Consider the following 24,521-nt stretch of genomic DNA (forward strand, 5'->3'; position numbering starts at 1 on the left):
GCGAGAGGAGAACCTCCTGGCAATAGCTGGGGGTGGGTCAGGCGGGGAGTTCGGGTTCGCCGTAGCGATCGACGAGTTCGGCGAACCGGGCAGCCTTGGCGGCGCCGAAGCGCAGTACGGAGGCCTGGTACGCCGCGGCCGTGACGAAGGCCGGCGGGCTGGACTTGCTGTGGAACTTGTCGGCGTACATCACCAGCTCCTCCTCGACCGTCTCAGCGAGGTAGTCGCCGGGCGGGATCGGGAGCTGCTGCTCGGCGATGTCCGCACGAGTCAGCCCGACACCGGTGTGATGCGAGCAGAACCGGCTGAGAACCTCGGGAAAATCCAGCGAACGCAACAGCTCGTACCCGAGTACGCCGTGCCGGATGTAGGCAGAACCGTCGAGGCGGTGGACGCCGATGTCGTGCAGGAGAGCGCCGGCGCGGACCAGATCGCCATCGACCTGCAGGTTGTTGGTCTTGATCACCTGCTCGGCGAGCTCGCAGACGATCTGGCAATGGCTGTGGACGACCTCGAAGGCCGCCCGGGTCGGCGCGTACTGCGCGTGCAGGTCGCGGATCTCCCGGTCGGTCGGGAGCTTCACTCGGTGAGGTAGTACTGGAGGACCGGGGCCATCCGGTCGATCAGCTCGGACATCTCGGCGGAGGCGAGCGGCTCGAGGCCGATCAGGTAGCGGGTCAGCGCCATCCCGATCAGCTGGGTGGCGACGAGGGACACCCGTAGCGGTGCATCCGGTACGCCGAGAGCCTGGGCCACCGGTTGCATGATCAGCTCGGTGATGCCCTCCCGCATCATCCGGGCGACGTCGTCGCTGCTGACCACGCTGCGCAGGACCGCCTTCATCCGCTGCTGGCCGTCGGGCGACTCCCAGACGCTGAGGAAGACGGTGATGATCCGCCGGCCGAGCTCGTCGCGCGGACCGTCGAGCACGTGCGCCGCCACCTCACGCGGGTCGATCGGCAGCGCCATCGACTCGACGAACAACTCGTCTTTGCTGTCGAAATAGTGGTGGATCAGCGCCGCATCCACACCAGCTTCTCTGGCGACCGCTCGAAGCGAGGTGGCTGTAAACCCCTTACCAGCAAAGGATTCCCGGGCGGCTCGCAGGATGTCTCCCCGAGTATCCGGTCCGCCGGGCCGACGGCCAGGGGTGCGAGCCTTCGGCGTACCGGGGGTCACGAGTCGAGCTCCGACACCTCACCGGAACTGGAGACAGCGAAGGCGGAGCGGCGGCCGACGGCGGCGTCGGCGGTACGGACGAAGTGCTTGCGGGTGAACTCGAGCGACTCGATCAGGTCGACCTCGCGCTCGGACCGGCTGGTGGCGCGCCGGGTGTTGATCTCGATGATGATGTGGCCGTCGAACTCCTGGTTGGCGAGCACCTGCAGCAGGTCGCCCGCACGCTGGGTACCGCGGCCCGGTACCAGGTGTTCGTCCTTCGCCGAGCCCGTGCCGTCGGTCAGGTGGATGTGCCGCAGCGTGCTGCCCATCGTCGCGGCCAGCTCGACGCAGTCCTGCTCGGCGGTCGAGGCGTGCGACAGGTCGAGCGTGGTGTGCGCGTAGGTCTGCTCGGTCGGGTCCCAGCTCGGCGCGTACGCCTGCAGGCCCTTGCCAGGCGCGCGCCAGGGGTACATGTTCTCGACCGCGAAGATGATCCCGGACTCCGCCTCGAGCCGTGCGATGCCCTCGACGAACCCGCGCGCGTAGTCGCGCTGCCACCGGAACGGCGGATGCACGACGACCACGTCGGCGCCCAGCTCCTTCGCCGCCTCCGCGCTGCGCTCGAGCTTGCCCCACGGGTCGGTACCCCAGACCCGCTGGGTGATCAGCAGACAGGGCGCGTGGATCGCCAGCACCGGCAGCTGGTGGTAGTCGACCAGCCGCTGGATCGCATCGATCTGGGTGCTCAGCGGGTCGATACCGACCATCACCTCGACCCCGTCGTACCCGAGCCGGGCCGCCAGCTCGAAGCAGCTGGCGGTCGACTCCGGGTACACCGAAGCGTTGGAGAGGCCGATCTTCACGGTGTCGCGGGTCATCAGTACTTGCCTTCGTGGTAGTTCATCGGGGCTGCAACTGGTCGAGGCGGGACAGGATCACGCCTTCGCGCAAAGCCCACGGGCAGACCTCGAGCGAGGTCAGGTCGAAAAGGTCCATCACGGCGTCGGCGACCAGCGCGCCCGCGACCACCTGGCTCGATCGGCCCGCCGAGACGCCCGGCAGCTCCCCGCGCTCATGAGCGGTCATCGCGATCAGCTTCGGCAGCCACTCGGTCAGGGCGTCGCGATTGAGCGAGCGCGGCACGTAGGGCCCGTCGTCGGACGGGGCCGCGCCGGTGATCCTCGCCAGGGAGCGGAAGGTTTTGCTCGTCGCAACGGCACGCTGGGGCTTGCCTGCCCGGAGTACGTCGCCGGCGACCGCGGCCATCTCGATCCGGATCCGGCGGCGCAACGCCTTGACCTCGTCCTTGTCCGGCGGGTCCTGGGTCAGCGACTCCCGGGTCAGCCGGCCGGCGCCCAGCGGCACGGACACGGCGACCGTCGGCTCCTCGTCGGACCCGGCCGCGATCTCCAGTGAGCCGCCACCGATGTCGAAGACGGCCAGCCGGCCGGACGACCAGCCGAACCACCGGCGGACGGCGAGGAACGTCAGCCGCGCCTCGTCCTGGCCGGTCAGCACCTGGAGGTCGACCTCGGTCTGGGCCCGGACCCGGTCGAGCACCTTCTCACCGTTCGGCGCCTCACGGAGCGCGGAGGTGGCGAACGCCATCACCGACTCGCAGCCCTTGTCGGCGGCCAGCTCGGCCGCCTCGGAGATGAACGAGACCAGCTCGTCCGACCCGGACTGGGCGATCCGGCCGTCCTTCTCGAGGTGCTCGGCGAGCCTCAGCTCGGTCTTGTGCGAGTACGCCGGCAGCGGCGCGGCACCACGATGTGCGTCCACCACGAGAAGGTGGACGGTATTGGATCCCACGTCGAGTACACCGAGGCGCATACCCTCCACGCTACTTGACTCCGGGAGTTCATCTGGTCGGCCTGGTGCTGTCTTCCCCGAGATTTGATTCAGGCGCGGCTTACGCAGTACTGGTTTCGATGACCGGGTATCGCGGCGGGAAGCGTACTCTTTCGGGGTGCCTGAGGTATCTCTTGACTTTCCCCGAGCCTATGTCGAGTTCGTCGACCCCGAGGACGCCGATCAGGTGTTCCGGTGCGACCTGACCTGGCTGACCTCCAACTGGACCTGCATCTTCGGCGGTGGCTGCAAGGGCATCTACAAGGGCCGCCCGAACGACGGCTGCTGCACGCTCGGCGCGCACTTCTCCGACGAGGACGACGAGAAGCGGGTCAAGGGCTACGTCAAGCAGCTCGGCAACGAGGACTGGCAGTTCCGCAAAGAGGGCAAGAAGAACGGCTGGGTCGAGACCGACGACGAGGGCGACCGCAAGACCCGCGTCTGGGAAGGTGCCTGCATCTTCCTGAACCGGCCGGACTTCCCCGCTGGTGGCGGCTGCGCACTGCACGGGCTCGCCCTCAAGCAGGGTGTGCACTTCGTCGAGACGAAGCCGGATGTCTGCTGGCAGCTGCCGATCCGGCGGACCTTCCGCGAGGTCGAGCGGCCGGACGGCACGTCGTACACAGAGGTCGGGATCGGCGAGTACGACCGGCGCGGCTGGGGGCCGGGTGGGCATGACCTGGACTGGTACTGCACCGGCAACACCGAGGCGCACATCGCGGTCGAGGCGGTCTTCGAGTCGAGCAAGGTCGAGCTCCAGACGCTGATGGGGCTGAAGGCTTACGACGTACTCGCGGAGTACTGCCGGCAGCACCTGGAAGCAGTCCGTCCGTTGCTTCCGCACCCGGCTTCCTTGCCTCTGATCAACTAACCCCCACCACTGCTTTTTGCTTGTTCTTTTGTAGTTAGGGTTGCCTTTCTTCGACACCCCGGATCTGCGGGGTCGGTCGTCGGCGGACAGAATGATCGGCATGCGCCTGGATCATCTGTCTTACGCGGCCGGACCCGACGGGTACAAGGCAACGGTCGAGCGGCTGTCCGCCGTGCTCGGCGCGGAGTTCGTCGACGGTGGCGTGCACCCGCGCTTCGGCACGGTGAACCACATCCTGCCGCTGGAGAACGACCGCTACATCGAGGTCGTCGACGTGCTCGACCACCCGTCCTCGGACAAGGCGCCGTTCGGGCAGGCGGTACGGGCTCGCAAGGAGCTCGGCGGCGGCTGGCTCGGCTGGGTGGTCGCCGTCCGCGACATGGCCCGGATGGAGCAGCGCCTCGGGCGTGACGCCGTCCCCGGCAACCGGCACCGGCCGGACGGGGCTAACATCACCTGGCGCCAGATCGGCGTCAAGGGACTCATGGCCGACCCGCAACTGCCGTTCTTCATCCACTGGGACGACCTGACCCAACACCCCTCCGTCGGCGGCAAGGGCATCAAGCTGACCGGCCTCGAGATCGCCGGCGACCCGACCCGGGTCACCGACTGGATCGGCCACCCGGCCGACCACCTGCTCGACGACCTCGACGTCGCCTGGGTCGGCCCCAACGGTCAGCCCGGTCTGGTCGCTGCCGTCTTCCAGACCCCGGACGGCATCGTCCGGCTCTGAGCACGCCCCGATGAGCGCATCGCAGATCTTCGCGATCTCTGGGATCCTCACCGGAGATCGCTCGCGCACCCGCGATCTGATCTCGTACGCCGTATCGCTCGCCGCCGTCGAAGACCGCCCGACCCGCTTCTGCTTCATCCCGACCGCAGAAGGCGACAACCCCTATGTGGTCGAGTGGTTCGAAGGTGCCTTCGGCAACGACCCGACCGTCGAAGCCAGCACCCTGACCCTCTTCACCCGCCCCAACGTGCCGGACGTCCGCAAACACCTGCTGGCCCAGGATGTCCTCTGGGTCGGCGGCGGCAGCGTCGTCAACCTGATGGCGGTCTGGCGAGCGCATGGCCTCCCCGAGATCCTCCACGAGTGCTGGCAGAACGGCGTCGTGATGGCCGGCCAGAGCGCCGGCAGCCTCTGCTGGCACATCGGCGGACCGACCGATTCGTTCAGCGGGTCATTGGATGCCTTCAGCAACGGCCTCGGCTGGCTCCCGTGGAGCAACGGCGTCCACGACGACCTCGCCGACCAGCCCCGGCGTACGACGTACCGGCGCTTGGTCGCCTCGGGTGAACTTCCGCCCGGCTACGCAACCGAGGACGGCGTCGGGCTCCACTACCTCGACGGCGCTTTCCACGAGGCCGTCTCGGTGAAGCCCGACGCCCGCGCCTGGTACGTCGAAGCCGACCGGGAGACCGAGATCGTGCCCCGACTGCTGTGATGGATCATCTCGTCTACGCGACACCGGACCTGGCGGCGACCGTTGCCGCCTTCACGGCAGCGACCGGGCTGACTCCAATGCCAGGTGGCGTGCATGTCGGCCGCGGAACTCGCAACGAGTTGGTCGGGCTCGGCCCTGGGCGCTATCTGGAGATCATCGGGCCTGATCTGGGGCAGCCGGATCCTGAGTCGCCACGGCCGTTCGGGATCGATGAGTTGGCGCAGCCGCGGGTGGTTACCTGGGCGATCGGGTCGACGGATCTGGATGCTGCTGTTGCGGCGGCTCGGGCCGCTGGGTTCGATCCGGGTGAGCCGGAGGGGATGTCGCGGAGTACGCCGGAAGGGGACCTGCTGGAGTGGCGGCTGACGTCGGCGTTCACTGAGCCGACGGGGTTGGTGCCGTTCCTGATCGACTGGGGGCGGACGGTCCACCCGAGTAGTCGGGGGCTGCCTCAGGCGGAGCTGGTTTCGTTCATGGGGTTTGCGCCGCAGCCGGGCGAGGTCGCTTGGATGCTCGATGCGGTGGGGGCGGAGCTGGCTTTGGCTGCTGGGGAGGCGGGGCTGAGCGTAGTACTGGGGACGCCTCGTGGAGTGGTTCGGTTAGAGGAGCTCTAGCTCGGCCAGCGATGTCTCCAGATGCGCCAGCAGGCGTTGGAGGTGGGGGACGGTGCGGCGGCAGCCGACCAGGCCGAAATGGAGTTGGTGGTCGTAGCTGGTGACGCTGATGTTGAGGGCCTGGCCGTTGAGGACGATCGACGCCGGGTAGGTGCCGAGGAGGCGGGAGCGGTTCCAGTAGAGGGGACTGTCCGACGGGCCTGGGATGTTGGAGATGACCAGGTTGTACGGCGGTGGGGTGCGGCCGGCCAATCCCGGGATGACGGCGGCGGGGCCGGCCGAGCCTAGGCCGAGCGCGCCGATCATCAGGTTCTGCATCGGGCTGAGTTGGGACAGGACGCCCTTGCCGTAGGTGGTCGAGTCCATGATCCGGCGAATGCGTTGCTCGGGGTCGATCTCGTCCGTCGCCAGGTCCGCGATCAGCGTGGCGAGCGAGTTCCCACCACCCGTACCGTTGCCGTCGGCACCACGCAGTGACACCGGCACCATCGCCGTCAAACCCTTGTCCGGAAGGGCTCTGAGGTCGATCAAGTAGTTGCGCAAGGCCCCTGAACACATCGCGAGCATCACGTCGTTGAGGGTCGCGCCGGTCATCGCGCGCACCTTCTCCAACCGCTCCATCGGCCACGACTGCGCCGCGAACCGTCGCGCCGCGCTGATCGGCTGGTTGAAGACCGTCTGCGGCGCCTTGAAGGCCACCGACGAATGCTCGTGCTGCAGAGCTCGCAGCGCACTCCTGAACCCGACCGGCGACAGCCCGGCGACATCCGCCAGCAGCCGCCCGACTCCCCCGACCGCCTTGCCGGCCTCACCCGGCAACCGCCCGACCGCGGAGAACAACTCAGCCGCCGTCGGCAGCCCACCAGCAAGACCAGACGCCACCGGCTCGCCAACAGAAGAACTGCTGGGCTGGTCCGCGAGCACACGATCCGGCAGCGCGTAAGTGGCCGGCATCTCCGTCTGGGTCGGATCAGCGGTCAGCGTGTTCTGCATCCACTTCAGCGCGGTGACCCCGTCGATCAGCGAGTGGTGGATCTTGCTGTACACGGCGAAGCGACGCCCCTGGACCCCCTCGATGAGGTGCATCTCCCAGAGCGGGCGGTGGCGGTCCAGCAGGGTGCCGTGGAGGCGACTGGTCAGCTCGAAGAGCTCCCGGTACCGGCCGGGCCGGGCCAACCCGGAGAGCCTCACGTGGTACTCGAGATCGATGTCCCGATCCTGGTCCCAGGACCAGTAGCCGAGGTCGAGCGCGCGGTGCCGGACCCGGCGGGTGAAGAGCGGATTGATCGTCTGGTTCTGGGTGATGTCCTCGTACAGCCGCGCCACGTAATCCCGGGTGCCGTCGGGAAAGACCTGGTCCCGGGCGCCCTCGGGCAACTCGAAGAGCATCAGTCCGCCGACGTGCATCGCCTGTTCGCGCGTCTCACCGAGCAAGAACATCGCGTCCAGCGGTCCCACTGCGGTCATCCGTCCTCCGCCCCGACCCGAAAGTCGCCTCAGGCTGTTACTCGTGCTAACCAGCCTGAGGCGACTTTAGTTACCCCCGCAGTATCTGCAAGGTCAGGGACCAGGCTCAGTCGAGCGGACGGTAGGTCAATCCGAGAGCCTCGATGCGGGTCAGGTGCGGCCGCAGCCGGTCCAGGAACTCGTCGTACGAGGTCTTCGGCGACCCCCAAGCGCGCTCGGCGAAGGCCGACAGTCGCGGCAGCAGCATGTAGCCGACGCGCTCCGGGCCCTCCATGTACTCCGTCCAGACCTGGCACTGGGTCCCGACGATCCGGGCCTCCTCCTCAGCGGTCAGGCCGGGCGGGATCACCTCGAAGTCGTAGACCTTCTCCAGCGGCGTGAAGTGCCCGATCGCCAGCGGCTCGGTCTCCGGGTCGCCCTGGTAGTAGTCGAAGTACACCGACTGGTTCGGCGCCATCACCACGTCGTGGCCGGCCTTCGCCGCCACCTCACCACGGTCCGGCCCACGCCACGCCATGATCACGGCGCTCTTCGGGCAGTCCGTCTCGACCATCTCGTCCCAGCCGACCAGGCGCCGGCCATCCTCGGTCAGTACCGCCGAGACCTGCTCGGTGAACCACCCCTGCAGCTGCCCCGCATCCGTGAGCCCCAGCTCAGCCTGCCGCGCCTGCGCCGCCTCGGACGTCCGCCACTGGACATCGGGGCACTCGTCGCCGCCCAGGTGGATGTACGGACCGGGGAAGATGTCGAGCACCTCCCGCAGTACCGTCCGGACGAAGTCGACCGTCGCGTCATTGACGTTCAGCACGTCGTCGCTGATGCCCCAGACCTGCCGGACGCCGAGCTGCTGGTCCGGGTTGTTGCCGAGCTCCGGGTACGCCGCGATGGCCGCCTGCATGTGACCGGGCAGGTCGATCTCCGGTACGACGGTGATGCCCCGCTCACCCGCGTACGCGACGATCTCGCGCAGGTCATCCTTCGTGTAGAAGCCGCCGTGCCGCGTCCCGTCGTAGGTGAACTCCGTCTGGCCGTGCGACATCTTGCCGACCATGGTCTCGGGCCGCCAGGCGCCGACCTCGGTGAGCTTCGGGAACGCGTCGATCTGGACCCGCCAGCCCTGGTCGTCGGTCAGGTGCAGGTGCAGCACGTTCATCCTGTGCAGCTCGATCGCGTCGATCACCCGCAGCACGAACTCCTTCGGCATGAAGTGCCGGCTGACGTCCAGCATCATGCCGCGCCAGCCGAACCGCGGCGCGTCGGCGATGTGCACGGCCGGCACGGCGAGCCCGCCGTCGACCTCGGTCGCCGCGTCGAGCAGCTGCTTGTAGGTCTGCTCGGCGTACCGCAGCGACTCCTCGGAGCCAGCCGACAGCCGGGCGCCATCGGGCGTCACATCGATCCGGTACTCCGTAGCGCCGAGGTTCTCTACGACGGTACGGACGGCGTCGCCGGCCGGGTCGGCGCTGACCCACTGGCCGTCGGCGACGACGAGCTCTCGGGGGGCGGGGACGATCGCGATCTGTTCGGACATCCGGACTCCAAGTGAGGGCAACGGGTACTAACGAAAGCTGGCGACGAAAAGCCGCTGACCGCGACCCTACCCGAGCTGCCGAAGCTCCTTTTGAGTGAGAAGGTGAGCGGGTGCCCGCCGACCCCATCGACCCTGCTCTGCCCGCGCAGGACGTAGTACCGGCTACTGCAGCCTCTCTGCAGCGGGGGACGTTGCGCGTGCTGGTCGCGAGCAACGTGCTGGGTGGAGTGGCTGTCGCCAGCGGGTTCGCGGTGTCGGGGTTGCTCGCGGAGAACATCTCGGGGTCGACCTCGATGGCGGGGTTCGCCGCCACCTCGACGACACTCGGTGCCGCGATCCTCGCCGTGCCGTTGGCCAAACTGGCTCGCTCGCAGGGGCGGCGCAGCTCGCTGACCGCGGGCTACCTGATCGCCACCGCGGGCGCGCTGCTCAGCATCGTCGCTGCGCAGATCGACTCGCTGGCGCTGCTGCTCTTCGCAGGCTGCCTGTTCGGCAGTGGCTCGGCAGCGAACCTGCAATCCCGGTACGCCGCGACCGACGCAGCCGACCCCAAACACGTCGCCAGCTCGCTGTCGCTGGTCGTCTGGGCCACCACCATCGGCGTCATCGTCGGCCCCAACCTGACCGGCGTCGGCGGCTCGGTCGGCACCTCGCTCGGCGTACTCGCCCTGGCCGGCCCCTACGTCTTCTCCGTCGCGGCCTTCGGCCTGGCCCTGGCCACCGTCTGGTTCGGCCTGCGCCGCCTCCAACAGGTCACCGTCAGAACCACTCTCGAACGCCAGCCACTCGCCTCCACCTTCCGCACCGTGATGGCGATCCCGCACGCGAGACTCGGCCTGATCGCGATCGCCTCCGCGCACGCGGTGATGGTCGGCGTGATGTCGATGACGTCGGTTCACCTACGCCACCACGGCGCCTCGCTCACCATCGTCGGCTTCGTGATCAGCGGCCACGTCGCCGGTATGTACGCCCTGTCTCCCGTGATGGGCTACCTCGCCGACCGGATCGGCCGGATCCCGACCATCGCCATCGGCCTGACCATCCTGGCCGGCGCGATGACGGTCGCGGCCCTCGCGCCGGACGACGCCCACGGCCTGACGGCGATCGCTCTCTTCCTGCTCGGCCTCGGCTGGTCCGCCTGCCTGGTGGCCGGCTCGACCCTGCTCTCCCGCTCGGTCCCGGACGAGATCCGTACCTCCGCGCAGGGCCTGTCCGACCTCACGATGGGCATCTTCGCCTCCCTCGCCGGCACCAGTGCGGGCCCGATCCTGGCTCAGCTCGGCTTCCACTGGCTCGCAGTACTGTGCGGCCTTCTGCTGGTACCGGTCGCTCTGCTCACGCTCACGACCAGAACTGTCCGTACTGCGAGTTAGCGTGACTCGTATGACTGAGGTGAGCCTGCGGCAGATCACGCCCGACGACCTGCCGGCTCTGTTCGAGAACCAGTACGACCCGGCCAGCGCGGCGATGGCCGGCGTACCGAGCAAAGAGGAAGCCGACTTCTACGCCCACCGCGAGCGGGTCCAGGCGAACCCGGCGAACGAGCTGCGGGCGATCATCGTCGACGGCGAGGTGGCCGGTGACGTGGTCAGCTGGGCCGACGAGGGCGGCCGGCACGTCGGCTACCGGATCGCCCAACGATTCTGGGGCCGTGGGATCGCGACCGCCGCACTGCAGCTGTTGCTGAAGGAGATCACCGAGCGTCCGCTGAACGCCGACCTGCTGCAGAGCAACGTCGGCTCCCGGCGCGTGCTGGAGAAGAACGGTTTCCGGCTCCTCGGCCCGGACGAGCAACCCGCCGAGGCCGAGCCGGACTGCCACTACTTCCGCCTCGACTAATTGCTCTTAGCAACATAGTTGACGGTTCGCAGCCCGGGCCGGAAGCCGATGCTCTGGTAGAGCTTGGCCGGAATCGGGTATCCGTCGTCACCCCGCGGACAAACCCGCGCCTCGACCCCGCCGAGCTCCTTCAGCGCATGCAACGCGCCAAGGTTCACCGCCTGCCCCAACCCGAGCCGCCGGTACTCCGGCGCGCAACCGACAGGCTCGACCAGGCCCGCCCGGTGCTGCTCGTCGAGCCAGATCAGCGCGCTGGCCACGAACTCACCATCGGAGTTCTCGACCACCCAGTCGAGCTCCGGCCGATACGGCCAGCTGCTCATCACGGCTGCCATCGCGTCGGCGGTCATCTTGGACGGCGCGACGTCCGACCAGGCGGCCCGATGAACAGCGGCCCGCTTCTCGATCTCGTCGGCACGGGCGTGGCGCAAGGTGAAGCCGGGCGGGACTTCCGGCGTACCGAGATTGTCGAGGCCGAGGTTGTGGTGGGTGTAGTAGGCGCGGCCCTCCTCAACGCTGAAGCCGGCCGTCTCCAGGGCGGCGATCAGGTGGGTCTCGCTCTCCAGCACGCTGCAGAGGAGTTCGCCGGGGCCGACCAGTTCGCGGAACCAGTCGAAGACCTCGTCGGCCACCTCAGGCCGCGCCGGATCGACGACGAGCAGCATCCCGTTGCCCTCGATCCAGCCCCACGCGACGTCCTGGTCCCCGTCGTTCCACAGCGCGATCCGCCAGCCGGCCCGCCGCTCCGGCGACACCGAGGCCAGCTCCCACGCGATATCGCCGATGTGGAAGCGCGATCCGGCTCCGTAGATCCGCTGGACAAGGTCCTGCATCGCCCGGTCGTCAGCTGATCCTGCATGGTCGCGACGCTGCACGAGATCCTCCGGACGGCCCGCTGCGGGCGGTTGTTTAGGGTTGCGGCGTGGCGAACATAGCGGAGGGTGGGATCCCCAGTCCCAACATTTGGCACCATCCCGCCGTGTACGAGGTGGAGAACCATGCGGTCGATCCGGACGGTGTGATCGAGCCTGCGATGCGGGCAATCCGCGACTGGGCCGGGGCGACCGTGCTGGACCTCGGCTGTGGGACCGGCTTCCACCTGCCGATGTTCGCGGCTACGGCAGGACGGGTGATCGGGGTCGAGCCACACGGTGAGCTTGCGGCGATCGCGCGTCGGCGTACCAAGGACCTGGCGAATGTCGAGGTGCGGCAGGGGACGGCGCAGAAGGTACCGGTGCCGGACGCGTCGATCGACGTGATGCATGCGCGCTGGGCGTACTTCTTCGGGCCGGGCAGCGAGCCGGGGCTGGCCGAGCTGGACCGGGTGATGCGCCGGGGCGGGACCGCGTTCGTGATCGACAACGATGGCTCGCGGTCGACCTTCGGGCGCTGGTTCAGCGAGAGCTATCCGATGATCAAACCGGCTGAGGTGGAACGCTTCTGGCTCACCCGCGGTTGGCAACGGACGCCGTTGGACATGGGCTGGCGGTTCGAGCGCCGCGAAGACCTGGAGGCCGTGATCCGGATCGAGTTCAAGCCCGCCGACGCCGAGCGCTACATCGCCTCGCACACCGGCGTCGAGGTCGACTACGCGATCAACCTGTGGAGCAAGACTTACTGAACACGCACTGAGCTGCGGTGAACCTGAGCCTCCACTACGGTGAGCAATCGCACCCCGACGTAGGAGGCGCCAAGCCGGAATGGACGGACTGCTGCTCGACAGGCTGCCCGGGGTGCCACAGCGGCTCCAGCTTGTCAGAGGTGAGCAGCGAGCCCTGGTAGTGCCGGATGCGACTACCGCCCGCCGGTTGGCCGATCTGGTCAGCGGACTCGAGGAGCCGTCGCCGGGCGCGACCATCGAGCGCAGCGGCGCCGTCCGCCTCGTACCGGCCGAAGGTGGTCTCCTCCCCCACCTCACTGTGCTCGAGAACGTCGTCCACGGCCACACGGTCACCCACCGCGTCACCCGTCGCGCAGCAGAGGAAGAGAGCCGGGTCACCGCACAACGCTGTGGACTGGAAGACGTACTGAAGAGCTACCCCCACGAGATCACCTCCGGTCGTCGCCGCCTGGCCGGAGTCGCTCGTGCGCTTCGTGCTCACCCCGCTGCGATCGTGCTGGAGGATGCGGCAGGCCTGCCTACCTGGGGATCGCTTCTGTGGTTCGACAACCCCGAGCTGTGGTTCCCGGTGCTCCTGCTCATCACTACCGACCAGGCCCGTACTACGGGATTCCACTATGCCGACTAGCCGCCGGGCCTTCCTCGGCGCCTCCGCCGCACTCCTGGCCACCGGCTGCTCCGGTACTGCGGATGTCCTCGGCCTCCGCCGAGCCGTGCGGATCGCAGTGAGCTGGAGCGGTCAGGAGCTGCGCGCCTTCCACTCCGTCCTCGACGGGCTCGGGCAACTGGATTACCCGGTCGAGGTGTTACCGCTCGGCGACGACATCTCCACCGCCTTCGGACCGCGCTCTGCTCGCCGGCCGGACCTGGTGATGCTCCCGCAGCCGGGGCTCGTCCCACCTCACCAGAAGGATCTGGAATCGATGCCGGACGACCTGGCCGCTCGGGGCCGCGCGCGGCTCTGGGACGAGCTACTGGTGGTCGACGGCACGACGTACGGGCTGCCGTTCAAGACGGCTCACAAGTCCGCGGTCTGGTACCGGCCATCGGTACTGCGTCAGGTAGGGCTCAAGCCGCCCACTCAGTGGAGCGAGTGGCTCTACTTGAACAGGACGTTGTCGCTTAGTGGCATCAGGCCGTTGGCACTGGCGGCTGGCGACGGCTGGGTGCTCACCGACTTCCTGGAGAACGTACTGCTGGGTTCCTCGCCCTCTACGTACCGGGCCTTGGCCACGGCGGCCCATCCTCGGCCATCCGAGCAGCCGGGCGTTGCTGCGGCTCTGCGTCTTCTGGGGACGATGTGGTCGGCACCTGGAGCGCTGGCGGGCGGAGTGGAGCGATCACTCGTGCAGCAGTTCCCCGATGCGATCGTGGAGGTCTTCGGGCATCGCCGGGCGGCCATGGTGCTCGCATCCGACTTCGCCGAACCCGTGGTGCGATCCTTCGCCGCGGATCCTGATGACATCGGCATGTTCACCTTCCCGCCGATCAGTCCTGGCGCAGCGGCGCCCGTGGTGGTCGGTGGCGACGTGATGGTGCTGCCCAAGCCGACCAGCGACGACGCCCGCGACCTCGTACGCCGTTTGGCCGCGCCCGCCGCTGTCGAGCCGTGGATCGCGGAGGGTGGCTTCCTGGCGGACGGTGTGACCAGTGGGTACTCCCCCGAGCTCACCCGGCTCGCCCTGCAGTTGGTGACGCCTGGTGCGTCGCTGCAGTTCGACCTGTCCGACCGGCTCGGGCCACTGGGCGACATCAACGGGCTGTGGCGCGTACTCACCGACTTCCTCGTCCGGATCGGCGGCCGCGGGACCGACGTCGTACCGGAGGCCGTTGAAGCTGCTCTGGCCGAGCTGAAGAAGGTGGAGGGCTGATGGGGCTGCAGAGCAACGGCCTGTCGCTCGAGATCGTCGGGCGTGAGATCAGTGGCCGTCCTGTGCCGGGCAAGCCGCGACGGCCTACAGGCCCTTATTTACTTGGCCTTCCGGCGCTGCTGCTGAGCTGCGTGCTGCTCATCCCCATCGCGGTGACCGTGGTGGCCGCCTTCAAGCGTCCGGACGGATCCTTCGGGCTCGGGAACTTTGCGGTGATGGGCGACCCGGCCGCCTTGCATGCTGTCGGCAACAGCCTGGCGTGGATCGCAGTGGCGCTCGGACTGGTCGTGGTCGGATTCCTGCTGGCGCTGGTCAGCTATCGGCTGCCGGGGTTGTCGACGTTTCTCCAGCCGGCGTTGGTGATTCCGTTCGCTGTCTCGGTGCTGGTGTCGGGGGCGACGTTCCGGCTCATCTATGACGCGACACCCGAGCGTGGCACGGTGACGGCGATCTGGACCGAGCTGTTCGGCTCCAGCCCGGTCTGGCTCGGGCCTGGGCTGTTCTGGCTGGTACTGGTGTCGGCGTTCGGCTGGACCTGGCTCGGGTACGTCGTTTCGCTGTTCCGGGCAGGGCTGGATGCGATCCCGGATGACGTGAGCCGGACCCTGACGACTGAGGGCGTCACCGGGTGGCGACGGCTGCTGGCGTTGGAGTTGCCGTTGCTCAGGCCGATCACCGGGGTGGTGACGCTGACTCTGGTGATCGCGGCGGTCCGGGTGTTCGACCTGGTGCTCATAGTCGTCCCTGGGCCGATGCAGCGCGATGCAGACGTACTCGGGCTGAACTGGTGGCGGGCCACCAGCACCGGCGAGCCTGCGGGCCGTACGGCGGCTATGGGTGTGGTGCTGTTCGCGATAGTGGCCGCTGTGGCGGTGATCGGCGTCCGTGGATTGCGACGGCGCCGGTGGGCGATGCCGGTAAGTGTGGTGCCGGTGAGCGTGGTCCGGCCTTCCGTCGCCAGATCGAGGCCTAGCCGGCGGGCACGGCGGATCGGCTGGACGGTTGGTTTTGCAGTGGGCTTGATCTGGATCCTGCCCGCTCTCGTACTGGTGGCTACTGCGCTGCACTCGCCGCGGGAGGCGGGGCTGCGGGGGTGGTGGTCTCTCCACGGGATCGGGCTGGAGTCCTTTGCGGCTGCCGCCAATGCGGGCTTGTTGCGGGCGCTGCTATCGACACTGTTGATCTCTGCGGTCGCAACCCTTGTTTTATTGGTGATTGCGGTTCCTACTGCCTACCTGGTGGCCTGGGGTGGGTTGCCGCATTGGCTGGGGCGAGTGGTCACCTCGGCCTTTGTGGTGCTCGCGGTGACGCCGGTGCAGATGTATGCGGCGCCACTGCGGGATGCGATCGGCACGGCGGGCCTGGCTGGATCGCGGGTTGCTTTGGCGCTGGTACATGCGGCGGCTGGGTTGCCGTTCGCAGTACTGCTGCTGCGGTCGGCGTTTGCTTCGGCGTCGCCCGTGTTGGTGGCCGAGGCGTTGCAGGGGCCGGCTCGACAGAGCGCAGTACTGGCTACTGTGCAGCGTCGCTACCGGCCTGCTCTGGTGGCTGTTGCCGTGCTGGAGTTCGCTCTGGTGTGGAACGACTTCATCGTCGGGTTCCTGATCAGCGGGCCCGGTACTACGCCGTTGTCGCTGGTCTTGTGGGGAGAGGCCCGGCAGTTCTCGGCATCTAGCGGGACTGTTGCCGCTGCGGCCGTGGTGGCATCGATCGTGCCGGTGGTGTTGCTGCTGTCGTTCTGGCCGACCGTGGTGCGCGGGCTGACTGTGGGGAGCAAGCCGTGACAGCGCCTGAGCCGGATAAGCCCGAGAAGCCCGAGCCTCGGCGGCGGGGCGACATCCTGGGGATCAGTGCCCTCGCGGCCGGGCTGTTGTCCGGGCTGGCCGGCGACAAGCTTTCGCAGAGCATTGACGCCAGCGGCTGGATCAAGGTGGCGGGGATCAGCCTGACGATCGTGCTGGCGCTGATCTGGGCGATCTACAACGCTCCCGTGGGGTTGCGCCGGTATCGACGCTGGCGTTCCCGGACGCCCCGGCAGCCCACTGAGCTGCATGCGGCCGCGGAGGAGGCTGAGCAGTGGCTGGTGTCGCTTGGCTCCGATGCGGGCGGGTTGGCTGCGGCGGAGTGGTTCCAGCAGGAGGAGCCGCGGTTGCGGGAGTTGCTGGTCGCGGAGAAGCCGCAGGAGGCCAATGCGGATGACATCGGCCGGATCTGCGATGCACTGGAGGCTTGGTACCTCCGGCGGCAGGACGGTCGGGGGTTGCTGGAGATCAGTGAGTTGCTGGCGGCGGTGGGTGATGCCTGTGGTCGGCGCGACCTGACAGAACTCGCGGCGGCGCGGGCGGCTACGGCGTACCGGCTTCTTGGGGATCTGGAGGCGGCGAGTACGCGGCTCGGGGTTTCGTCCAATGTGGCGACGCGGGGTCGGACTGCTGCGGCTCTGACCACGCGTCGGCAGGTCGAGCGGGCGCTGCTGCACCTTGCGCGGGCGGAGCAGGCACCGGCTGGGAACGACCGGGATGAGGCGGTACTGAACGCGCGGGACCGGTTGGACGACGCACGGCTTCGGAGGCCAGGGCCGGATCTCGCTGGTGAGATCGCCATCCAGCTCAACCTCGCGATCGTTCACCTCTATCAGCAGGATCCGGAGAGCGCGCTGGATCAACTGCGGCCCGCGGCCGCGCGGGCATCGGTCGCCGGCGATGCCAGCGCGCACGCCCACGCCCTCGAACTGCACGGCGTCGCCGCCTGGATGCAACGAAGCCCCAAAGAAGCCATGCGCTGGTGGCGCCAAGCCGCCCACCTGTACTCCGAGGTCGACGAACCCGAAGGCCGCGCCCGCTGCCTCCAACACCTCGGCTCAGCAGAGGTAGTCGCCCAACGCCTCGACAACGCCCGCGCCTACCTCGAACAAAGCGCAGCCCTCCGAGGCACCGAAACAGGCCACCCCCTCCTAACCCGCTACCTAAAAGCAGCCCGCACCTCCGGCGAACCCTCACCCACACCCGAGGACCCACCCAACAGATCCACCACCAACTGGCTCCGCCAAAAACTCACCCGCTGGCTCCGCTGAACAACCTGTGGATGGGGAACCTCGGTTTGTCGGTGGGGTCAATTAGGTTGTCAGCATGGTGAAGGCAGCGGGGTCGACCAGGTCGAAGGCGGCGGGCAAGTCGCCGTTCGCGTGTAGCGAGTGTGGCTGGACGACGGCTCGCTGGATCGGGCGATGTGGTGAGTGCCAAGCGTGGGGGACGGTCGCCGAGGTCGGCGCCCCCAAGGCTGCCCGGATCACCGCTGGCCCGGTGTCTTCTCCAGCGATGCCGATCAGCAAAGTGTCCGCGGTCGAGGCCGAGTCGCGCCCAACCGGGATCGGCGAACTCGACCGGGTGCTCGGCGGCGGGGTCGTCCCAGGCGCCGTCATCCTGCTCGCAGGCGAGCCCGGCGTCGGCAAGTCGACGCTCCTGCTGGAGGTCGCGGCACAGTCGGCCCGCCGAGGACAACGCACGTTGTACGTCTCCGGCGAAGAGTCAGCCGCGCAGGTCCGGCTTAGGGCGGGCCGCACAGACGCGTTGGTGGACGAGCTGTTCCTAGCGGCCGAGACAGACCTCGGAGCCGTCGTCGGCCAGGTGGATGCGGTCGACCCGAGCTTCCTGGTGATCGACTCCGTACAAACGATGGCCCACCCCGAGGTCGACGGCGCTCCGGGCGGCGTCACCCAGGTCCGCGAGGTGACGGGCGCCCTGGTCCGACTGGCGAAGGAACGCAACATCGCCGTCGTGCTCGTCGGCCACGTCACCAAGGACGGCGCGATCGCCGGCCCGCGGATGCTCGAGCACCTGGTCGACGTCGTGCTCGCGTTCGACGGCGACCGGCACTCCGGCTTCCGGATGGTGCGCGCGACCAAGAACCGCTTCGGCCCATCCGATGAGGTCGGCTGCTTCGACATGGTCGACACCGGCATCGTCGAGGTGAGCGACCCGACCGGCCTGTTCGTGTCCGAGCACGCCGAGCCCGTCGCGGGGACGTGTGTGACCGTGATGATGGAAGGACGCCGGCCGTTGCTGGCCGAAGTACAGGCTCTGGTCGGGCCGTCGGCGGCGCCACAACCTCGGCGTACGACGTCAGGCTTGGAGTCGTCGCGGGTCGCGATGGTGCTGGCCGTGCTGGGCAATCGCGCGGGGCTGAAGCTGACCGACCAAGAGGTGTACGTCGCGACCGTGGGCGGGGTGAAGATCACCGAGCCCGTCGCGGATCTCGCGGTCGCCATCTCGGTCGCGTCGTCGGTGATGGACAAGCCGATCCATCCCGGCCTGATCGCGATCGGTGAGGTCGGCCTCGCGGGCGAGGTGCGTCGCGTCGGCGGCCTGGAGAAACGGCTGGCCGAGGCCGCCCGGCTCGGCTTCACCAAGGCGATCATCCCGGCCGACGTCCCGAACCGGTCCAAGGACTCCAAGCCGATGGACATCGAGGCCAAGTACGGCCTGCGCACCTTCGCAGCCGGTGACATCCGCGCCGCCCTCACCGCCGCCGGCCTCACCTGAGCGGCAGAGCTGGACCCTGTGGTCCAATTCACAGCCGCGGTGTGACGGTGAGACGGGTATCTACGCGCCAGTAGTAAGGAACGTATTCTGAGGGTGCCCCCAAACAACGGCCACCCGACCCAGGCCGTCCCCCTCCCGGAGGAGCACGCGAGATGACCGGTTCCAGAGTTGTCGCCCTCGGCCATTACCAGCCCGAGCGGGTGCTCACCAACGCCGAACTGTCCACCATGGTCGAGACCAACGACGAGTGGATCCAGAGCCGGGTCGGGATCAAGGAGCGCCGGATCGCGGCGCCGGACGAGCAGGTCGACGAGATGGCCTGGCGGGCCGCCGAGAAGGCCGTCGCCAATGCCGGCATCGACACCGCCGAGATCGACCTGGTCGTCGTCGCAACCTGTACTGCGCTCGACCGCTCCCCCAACATCGCCGCCCGGGTGGCCGCCCGGCTCGGTCTGGGCAGCCCGGCCGCGCTCGACGTGAACACCGCCTGCTCCGGGTTCAGCCACGCGCTGGCGACGGCCGACCACGCGATCCGCGCGGGTGCCGCCTCCAAGGCGCTGGTGATCGGCGTCGAGAAGCTGAGCGACTTCACCGACTGGACCGACCGGACCACCTGCGTGCTGATCGGCGACGGCGCCGGCGCGGCGGTCCTGGTCGCCAGCGATGAGCCGGAGGTCGGCCCGGTCGTCTGGGGCTCGGTGCCGGAGATGTCCGACGCGGTCCGGATCGAGGGCCGCAACGGCACGTTCGCCCAGGAGGGTCAGAGCGTCTTCCGCTGGACCACCACCCAGCTGCCGGTGATCGCCCGGCAGGTCTGCGAGAAGGGTGGCGTCACGCCCGAGGAGCTCGGCGGCGTCGTGCTGCACCAGGCCAACCTGCGGATCATCGAGCCGCTGGCCAAGCGGCTCGGCGCGGTCAACGCGGTGATCGCCCGCGACGTGATCGAGTCCGGCAACACCTCGGCCGCGAGCATCCCGATCGCCTTGTCCAAGCTAGTCGAGCGGCGCGAGATTCCGGTCGGGGCGCCGGTGCTGCTGTTCGGGTTCGGCGGCGGCCTGTCGTACGCCGGACAGATCATCCGCTGCCCGTAGTACGGGCCTGGACCCCGGAGCTGCCAGCCTGAGCGCATGAGTCAGTTCGAGCTGGAGACCCGGTACCACCTGCACTCGCCGGGTGGAGCGGTGCAGTTGGCGATGTACCGCTGTGCGGCGTACGCGACCGTGGTCGGGCTGTTCGTGCTGCTCGGCTCCAACTGGCTGGACCGCAGGATCATCACCAGGTCGGCGACCGGGGTGACCCAGGAGCACCTGCATCGCACCGGGCTCGACCTCTACGTCCAGGAGCCGCTGGCGCTCGTGCCGTACCTGGCCGCACTGGTGTTGGCCGTCGCGCGGCCGCCCCAACGGCTCTCCTCGTTGGGCGCCGCGATCGCCGGTCTCGCGGTCGTCGTCCTGACCCTTCCGCTCGCGATCGAAGACCACACGAGCGGCGACACGCGGTACGACGACAGTTGGTCACCTGTTATCGGATTGGTGATCGTGTTGTGGCTGGTGCTGGCCGGAATCGCCGTCCAGGCCCGCCGGGTGGCCAAATAGCGCTCAGCCCGGACCTGCACGATGCGGTTGCACGATGCGATGCACGTGCGTTTGCAAACGCGACCGGATCGCCGCAGCCGCTGCGGCCGCAAAGCCGGTGGTGCGGTCACGCCGGGGCCGCGCGCCGCATAGACTCAGGGACCGTGGCCCCGAATTCCGACAAGAACAGCACCAACGCCCGGATGCGTGCGACCCTCGCCGCGGTGGCGCCTGGTACCGAACTGCGTGAAGGCCTGGAACGGATCCTGCGGGGCCGGACCGGCGCCCTGCTGGTGCTCGGCCAGGACAAGGTGGTCGACTCCATCTCCACCGGCGGCTTCGAGATCGAGGTCGAGTTCACCGCGACCGGCCTGCGTGAGCTGAGCAAGATGGACGGCGCGATCATCCTCGACCGCGACATGTCCCGGATGCTGCGCGCCGCCGTGCACCTGATGCCGGACCCGTCGATCCACACCGAGGAGACCGGCACCCGGCACCGCACCGCCGACCGGGTCGCCCGGCAGACCGGCTTCCCGGTCATCTCGGTCTCCCAGTCGATGCACATCATCGCCCTGTACGTCGACGACCAGCGCTACGTGCTCGAGGACTCCGGCGCGATCCTGTCCCGGGCGAACCAGGCACTGGCCACTCTCGAGCGCTACAAGCTGCGCCTCGACGAGGTGTCCGGCACGCTGTCCGCGCTCGAGATCGAGGACCTGGTCACGGTTCGCGATGTCGCCGCCGTCGCCCAGCGGCTGGAGATGGTCCGCCGGATCGCCACCGAGATCGACGGGTACGTCGTCGAGCTCGGCACCGACGGCCGGCTGCTCACCCTGCAGCTCAACGAGCTCGTCGCCGGTGTCGCCGGTGAGCGCGAACTCGTCGTCCGCGACTACCTGCCGCCCGCGGCCGGCCGTCGCCCGAAGACGGCCGAGGACGTCCTGCTCGAGCTCGACGCCGTCAGCCCGACCGATCTGCTCGACATCGGCCAGGTCGCCCGCGCCCTGCAGCTCGGTGGCGCCGAGCAGCTCGACGCGGCCGTCACCCCGCGCGGCTACCGCCTGCTGGCCAAGGTGCCGCGCCTGCCCGGCGCTGTCATCGACCGCCTGATCGAGCACTTCGGCCACCTGCAGAAGCTGCTCGCCGCGAGCATCGACGACCTGCAGACGGTCGACGGCGTCGGTGAGAACCGCGCCCGCACGGTCCGCGAGGGCCTGTCCCGCCTCGCCGAGTCCAGCATTCTCGAGCGCTACGTCTAGAACTCCCCGTACTACGCAGCGCGGCGCCGGCTGACCTTTGTCAGCCGGCGCCGCGTTTCTTTGCGCCGGGACTTGCCGGGACTTGCCTGGTCTGCCGTCGAAGAGTAATACTCCAGATGGAATAGTTCGTACGGAATGATCGGAGTGGGTGATTTGGCCGCCTTGACGCCACTGGCGATCGCGGTCCTGGCGTTGCTGGCCGAGCGGCAGATGCACGCGTACGAGATGTACCAAGTGCTGCTGCAGCGGCGGAACGACCGGCTGGTCAAGGTCAAGCCCGGCTCGCTCTACCACACGGTCGAGCGGCTGACCGGCCAGGAACTCGTCCGCGCGACCGGCACCGAACGGGCCGGCAACCGCCCCGAGCGGACGACGTACGAGATCACCACCGCCGGCCGGGCGGCGCTCGAGGAGCGCGTACAGGCCGGGATCGAGAGCTACGAGTACGAGTACCCGCTGTTCCCCGTCGCCCTGAGCGAGGCGCACAACCTCGAGGTGATGGACGCGGCCGAGCGCTTCCGTCGCCGGCTGTGCGATCTCGACGAGGAGCTCGCCGAGGTCGAGACCACGATCGCGGACGTGACCGAGCGGCACGTGCCGGAGCCGTTCTGGCTCGCCGCTGGTTACAACCGGGCCATCCTGGCCGCCGAGCGCGACTGGCTGACGACCCTCCTTCAACGGATCGAGAGCAAGGATCTTTCATGGCAACACCGCAAGAACAAGTGACACCCGACGTCCGGCCCTGGCCGGCGTTGTGGGCCCTGGTGCTGGGCTTCTTCATGATCCTGGTCGACTCCACCATCGTCTCGGTGGCGACGCCCTCGATCCTCACCGACCTGCACACCGACGTCGGCAACGTCGTCTGGGTGACGAGCGCGTACCTGCTCGCGTACGCCGTACCGCTGCTGATCACCGGCCGCCTGGGTGACCGGATCGGCCCGAAGAAGCTCTACCTGGCCGGCCTGACCCTGTTCACGATCGCGTCGGTCTGGTGCGGGCTGACCAACTCGATCGAGATGCTGATCATCGCGCGGGTCTTCCAGGGCCTGGGCGCGTCGATGATGACGCCGCAGACGATGGCCGTGATCACCCGGATCTTCCCGGCCAACGAGCGTGGCAAGGCGATGAGCCTCTGGGGCGCCACCGCCGGCGTCGCGACCCTGGTCGGCCCGATCCTCGGCGGCGTGCTCGTCGACGGGCTCGGCTGGCAGTGGATCTTCTTCATCAACGCCCCGGTCGGCGTGGTCGGCTTCGTCCTGGCCTGGCGGCTCGTTCCGGACCTGCCGACGCACGACCACAAGTTCGACCTGGTCGGCGTCGCGCTCTCCTCGATCGGCCTGTTCTGCCTGGTGTTCGGCATCCAGGAAGGGCAGAAGTACGACTGGGGCCAGATCAGCGGACCGATCTCGGTCTGGGGCCTGATCATCGTCGGCCTGGTGGTGATCGGGATCTTCCTGTTCTGGCAGGCGAAGAACAAGGGCGAGCCGCTGCTGCCGCTGTCGCTGTTCAAGGACCGCAACTTCTCGCTGGCCAACACGGCGATCACCACGGTCGGCTTCGCGATCACCGCGATGACGTTCCCGCTGATGCTGTACGCCCAAAGCGTTCGCGGGCTGACGCCGACCCGGTCGGCGTTGCTGTTAGTGCCGATGGCGGTCATCTCCGGCATGCTCGCGCCGTTCGTCGGGCGGCTGACCGACCGGGTGCACCCGCGGTACCTGGCCGGCTTCGGGCTGGCCTGCTGCTCGATCTCGCTGTTCTGGCTCAGCCAGGTGATCGAGCCGACCGTCGCGATCTGGAAGCTGCTGCTGCCGATCGCGTTGCTCGGTGTCGCCAACGGCTTCATGTGGGCACCACTGGGCAGTACTGCGACCCGCAACCTCCCGATGCACCAAGCCGGCGCGGGCGCGGGCGTCTACAATACCACGCGGCAGGTCGGTGCGGTACTGGGCAGCGCGGGCATCGCCGTACTGATGGAGTCGCGGCTGGCCACCAATCTCCCCGCAATGCAAGGGACCGTGGGCGAAGGCGGCGTCGGCAAACTGCCGGAGGCACTGCAGCAAGGCTTCAGCGACTCGATGGCGCAGGCGATCGTGCTACCGGCAGCCGTCTTGCTGATCGGCTTCGTCGCGGCATTGTTCTTCGTCAAGCCGGCATTCATGAACAAGCCGGCCAACATCCCTGCTACCACAGGGGTTGTGGAGAACTAGACAATCATGAAGGCCTGGAGGGTCGAGGCGTGTCCGTCGTAGACCGCCTTGGCCACATAGGTTCCCGGCTTCGCCTGTAGCTGTCCGGGCAGGCAGCCGGGGCGCGACCGGCGGCCGTCCCACGGGATGGTCGTGGTCGATTGCTTGCTCTTGGCAAGGATCAGGGTGGCGCGCGGAACGACCTTCTCGCAGTGTTCCGTGGTCCAGATCTGGTCCTTGCCCGAGGTGATCGTCAGCGACAGCACGGTCGGGTCGACGGCGACCCGGCACTCGTCCCGGACGGCACTCAGCTGGATCACCAGGTTCATCGAGTTGCCCGCGGCGAGCCGCCGGGTCGCCGGTACGACGTCGATCTTCACGTCCTTGCCGGTGCAGTCGACGTCCTTCGGTGTTCCGGTGCTGGTCGGCGCCGAGGTCTTCGTCGTCTTGGTCCCCGAGGTCTTCGCGCCGGGTGTCGGCGTGGGCACGACGGTCGGGGCGGTCGAGGGGTCCTGCCCGGGGTCGCTGGCCGCGGAGTTCTTCGGGTCGTCGCCACCGCCGCCGAGCACCCGGATCAGGACGAAGAGCAGTGCCACCAGTACGACGAGCACAAGTGCGCGCCGGAACCAGTACACGCTGGCGGGCAGATGCCCGACCGGTCGGAGCAGGCTGCTCATGCTCGCA

The 24,521-nt window shown here is 68.4% G+C and carries 25 protein-coding genes; 17 read left to right on the top strand and 8 right to left on the bottom strand.

Annotated features, from left to right (window positions below):
- Positions 1-37 precede the first annotated feature (37 nt).
- The 4 genes from OHA70_RS07510 to OHA70_RS07525 are packed head-to-tail and all read right to left on the bottom strand — an operon-like array spanning position 38 to position 2,994.
- On the bottom strand, positions 38-583 hold the full coding sequence (locus OHA70_RS07510) for an HDIG domain-containing metalloprotein (protein WP_328329976.1): 546 nt from the start codon (positions 581-583) through the stop codon (positions 38-40).
- Positions 580-1,179, bottom strand: coding sequence for a TetR/AcrR family transcriptional regulator (locus OHA70_RS07515; RefSeq protein ID WP_328329978.1), 600 nt, complete (start codon positions 1,177-1,179; stop codon positions 580-582). The genes OHA70_RS07510 and OHA70_RS07515 overlap by 4 nt, the downstream gene beginning before the upstream one ends.
- Positions 1,176-2,039 carry a sugar phosphate isomerase/epimerase family protein gene (locus OHA70_RS07520; protein WP_328329980.1) on the bottom strand — a complete coding sequence of 288 codons (864 nt, stop codon included), beginning with the start codon at positions 2,037-2,039 and terminating at the stop codon, positions 1,176-1,178. The genes OHA70_RS07515 and OHA70_RS07520 overlap by 4 nt, the downstream gene beginning before the upstream one ends.
- Positions 2,040-2,061: 22 nt before the next feature.
- The gene (locus OHA70_RS07525; protein ID WP_328329982.1) at positions 2,062-2,994 is read right to left on the bottom strand and encodes a Ppx/GppA phosphatase family protein; all 933 of its coding nucleotides are present in this window, start codon (positions 2,992-2,994) and stop codon (positions 2,062-2,064) included.
- A gap of 136 nt (positions 2,995-3,130) precedes the next feature.
- On the opposite strand from OHA70_RS07525, the gene OHA70_RS07530 reads away from it, so the two are divergent.
- The 4 genes from OHA70_RS07530 (at position 3,131) to OHA70_RS07545 (ending at position 5,945) form a co-directional block, all read left to right on the top strand.
- Complete coding sequence (locus OHA70_RS07530) at positions 3,131-3,883, top strand: hypothetical protein (protein WP_328329984.1); 753 nt, start codon at positions 3,131-3,133, stop codon at positions 3,881-3,883.
- A 100-nt stretch (positions 3,884-3,983) separates the two neighbouring features.
- Positions 3,984-4,616: a VOC family protein gene (locus OHA70_RS07535; RefSeq protein WP_328329986.1), complete on the top strand. Its 633-nt coding sequence runs from the start codon at positions 3,984-3,986 to the stop codon at positions 4,614-4,616.
- 10 nt (positions 4,617-4,626) lie between these two features.
- On the top strand, positions 4,627-5,331 hold the full coding sequence (locus OHA70_RS07540) for a peptidase E (RefSeq protein WP_328329988.1): 705 nt from the start codon (positions 4,627-4,629) through the stop codon (positions 5,329-5,331).
- The gene (locus OHA70_RS07545; RefSeq protein ID WP_328329990.1) at positions 5,331-5,945 is read left to right on the top strand and encodes a VOC family protein; all 615 of its coding nucleotides are present in this window, start codon (positions 5,331-5,333) and stop codon (positions 5,943-5,945) included. Before OHA70_RS07540 ends, OHA70_RS07545 begins: the two co-directional genes overlap by 1 nt.
- Here the strand turns inward: OHA70_RS07545 and OHA70_RS07550 are convergent.
- Both OHA70_RS07550 and OHA70_RS07555 read right to left on the bottom strand, forming a co-directional pair.
- Entirely contained in the window at positions 5,931-7,412 is a 1,482-nt protein-coding gene (locus OHA70_RS07550) for a WS/DGAT/MGAT family O-acyltransferase (protein WP_328329993.1), read from the bottom strand. The genes OHA70_RS07545 and OHA70_RS07550 overlap by 15 nt on opposite strands.
- Before the next feature lie 106 nt (positions 7,413-7,518).
- Positions 7,519-8,943, bottom strand: a complete 1,425-nt coding sequence (locus OHA70_RS07555) for a beta-N-acetylhexosaminidase (RefSeq protein WP_328329995.1) — start codon at positions 8,941-8,943, stop codon at positions 7,519-7,521.
- A 110-nt stretch (positions 8,944-9,053) separates the two neighbouring features.
- On the opposite strand from OHA70_RS07555, the gene OHA70_RS07560 reads away from it, so the two are divergent.
- Together OHA70_RS07560 and OHA70_RS07565 are read left to right on the top strand one after the other, a co-directional pair.
- Positions 9,054-10,316 (top strand): MFS transporter, encoded by a 1,263-nt coding sequence (locus tag OHA70_RS07560; protein WP_328329997.1) that lies wholly within the window; start codon positions 9,054-9,056, stop codon positions 10,314-10,316.
- A gap of 10 nt (positions 10,317-10,326) precedes the next feature.
- Positions 10,327-10,782 (top strand): GNAT family N-acetyltransferase, encoded by a 456-nt coding sequence (locus OHA70_RS07565; protein WP_328329999.1) that lies wholly within the window; start codon positions 10,327-10,329, stop codon positions 10,780-10,782.
- Here the strand turns inward: OHA70_RS07565 and OHA70_RS07570 are convergent.
- Positions 10,779-11,615, bottom strand: coding sequence for a GNAT family N-acetyltransferase (locus tag OHA70_RS07570; RefSeq protein WP_328330001.1), 837 nt, complete (start codon positions 11,613-11,615; stop codon positions 10,779-10,781). The two genes, OHA70_RS07565 and OHA70_RS07570, sit on opposite strands and share 4 nt — an antisense overlap.
- A gap of 146 nt (positions 11,616-11,761) precedes the next feature.
- On the opposite strand from OHA70_RS07570, the gene OHA70_RS07575 reads away from it, so the two are divergent.
- The 11 genes from OHA70_RS07575 (at position 11,762) to OHA70_RS07625 (ending at position 23,858) form a co-directional block, all read left to right on the top strand.
- Positions 11,762-12,403, top strand: a complete 642-nt coding sequence (locus tag OHA70_RS07575; protein ID WP_328330003.1) for a class I SAM-dependent methyltransferase — start codon at positions 11,762-11,764, stop codon at positions 12,401-12,403.
- A gap of 79 nt (positions 12,404-12,482) precedes the next feature.
- Entirely contained in the window at positions 12,483-13,031 is a 549-nt protein-coding gene (locus tag OHA70_RS07580; protein ID WP_328330005.1) for a hypothetical protein, read from the top strand.
- Positions 13,021-14,274: an ABC transporter substrate-binding protein gene (locus OHA70_RS07585; protein ID WP_328330007.1), complete on the top strand. Its 1,254-nt coding sequence runs from the start codon at positions 13,021-13,023 to the stop codon at positions 14,272-14,274. The genes OHA70_RS07580 and OHA70_RS07585 overlap by 11 nt, the downstream gene beginning before the upstream one ends.
- On the top strand, positions 14,274-16,058 hold the full coding sequence (locus OHA70_RS07590) for a sugar ABC transporter permease (RefSeq protein WP_328330009.1): 1,785 nt from the start codon (positions 14,274-14,276) through the stop codon (positions 16,056-16,058). Before OHA70_RS07585 ends, OHA70_RS07590 begins: the two co-directional genes overlap by 1 nt.
- Positions 16,055-17,347, top strand: a complete 1,293-nt coding sequence (locus OHA70_RS07595) for a hypothetical protein (RefSeq protein ID WP_328330011.1) — start codon at positions 16,055-16,057, stop codon at positions 17,345-17,347. The genes OHA70_RS07590 and OHA70_RS07595 overlap by 4 nt, the downstream gene beginning before the upstream one ends.
- 55 nt (positions 17,348-17,402) lie before the next feature.
- On the top strand, positions 17,403-18,815 hold the full coding sequence (gene radA / locus OHA70_RS07600) for a DNA repair protein RadA (protein ID WP_328330013.1): 1,413 nt from the start codon (positions 17,403-17,405) through the stop codon (positions 18,813-18,815).
- A 152-nt stretch (positions 18,816-18,967) separates the two neighbouring features.
- A complete protein-coding gene (locus OHA70_RS07605) occupies positions 18,968-19,906 on the top strand; it encodes a beta-ketoacyl-ACP synthase III (RefSeq protein ID WP_328330015.1) in 939 nt (312 codons plus the stop codon).
- Between the two features lie 36 nt (positions 19,907-19,942).
- On the top strand, positions 19,943-20,410 hold the full coding sequence (locus OHA70_RS07610; protein WP_328330017.1) for a hypothetical protein: 468 nt from the start codon (positions 19,943-19,945) through the stop codon (positions 20,408-20,410).
- Positions 20,411-20,592: 182 nt separating this feature from the next.
- Positions 20,593-21,648 (top strand): DNA integrity scanning diadenylate cyclase DisA, encoded by a 1,056-nt coding sequence (gene disA, locus OHA70_RS07615; protein WP_442913903.1) that lies wholly within the window; start codon positions 20,593-20,595, stop codon positions 21,646-21,648.
- A gap of 144 nt (positions 21,649-21,792) precedes the next feature.
- Positions 21,793-22,374: a PadR family transcriptional regulator gene (locus tag OHA70_RS07620; RefSeq protein WP_328330021.1), complete on the top strand. Its 582-nt coding sequence runs from the start codon at positions 21,793-21,795 to the stop codon at positions 22,372-22,374.
- A complete protein-coding gene (locus OHA70_RS07625) occupies positions 22,350-23,858 on the top strand; it encodes a DHA2 family efflux MFS transporter permease subunit (RefSeq protein WP_328330023.1) in 1,509 nt (502 codons plus the stop codon). The genes OHA70_RS07620 and OHA70_RS07625 overlap by 25 nt, the downstream gene beginning before the upstream one ends.
- On the opposite strand, the gene OHA70_RS07630 is transcribed toward OHA70_RS07625, so the two are convergent.
- On the bottom strand, positions 23,855-24,514 hold the full coding sequence (locus OHA70_RS07630; protein WP_328330025.1) for a hypothetical protein: 660 nt from the start codon (positions 24,512-24,514) through the stop codon (positions 23,855-23,857). The two genes, OHA70_RS07625 and OHA70_RS07630, sit on opposite strands and share 4 nt — an antisense overlap.
- Positions 24,515-24,521 lie beyond the last annotated feature (7 nt).

The organism is Kribbella sp. NBC_00382 (assembly GCF_036067295.1).
Taxonomy (GTDB): Bacteria; Actinomycetota; Actinomycetes; order Propionibacteriales; family Kribbellaceae; genus Kribbella.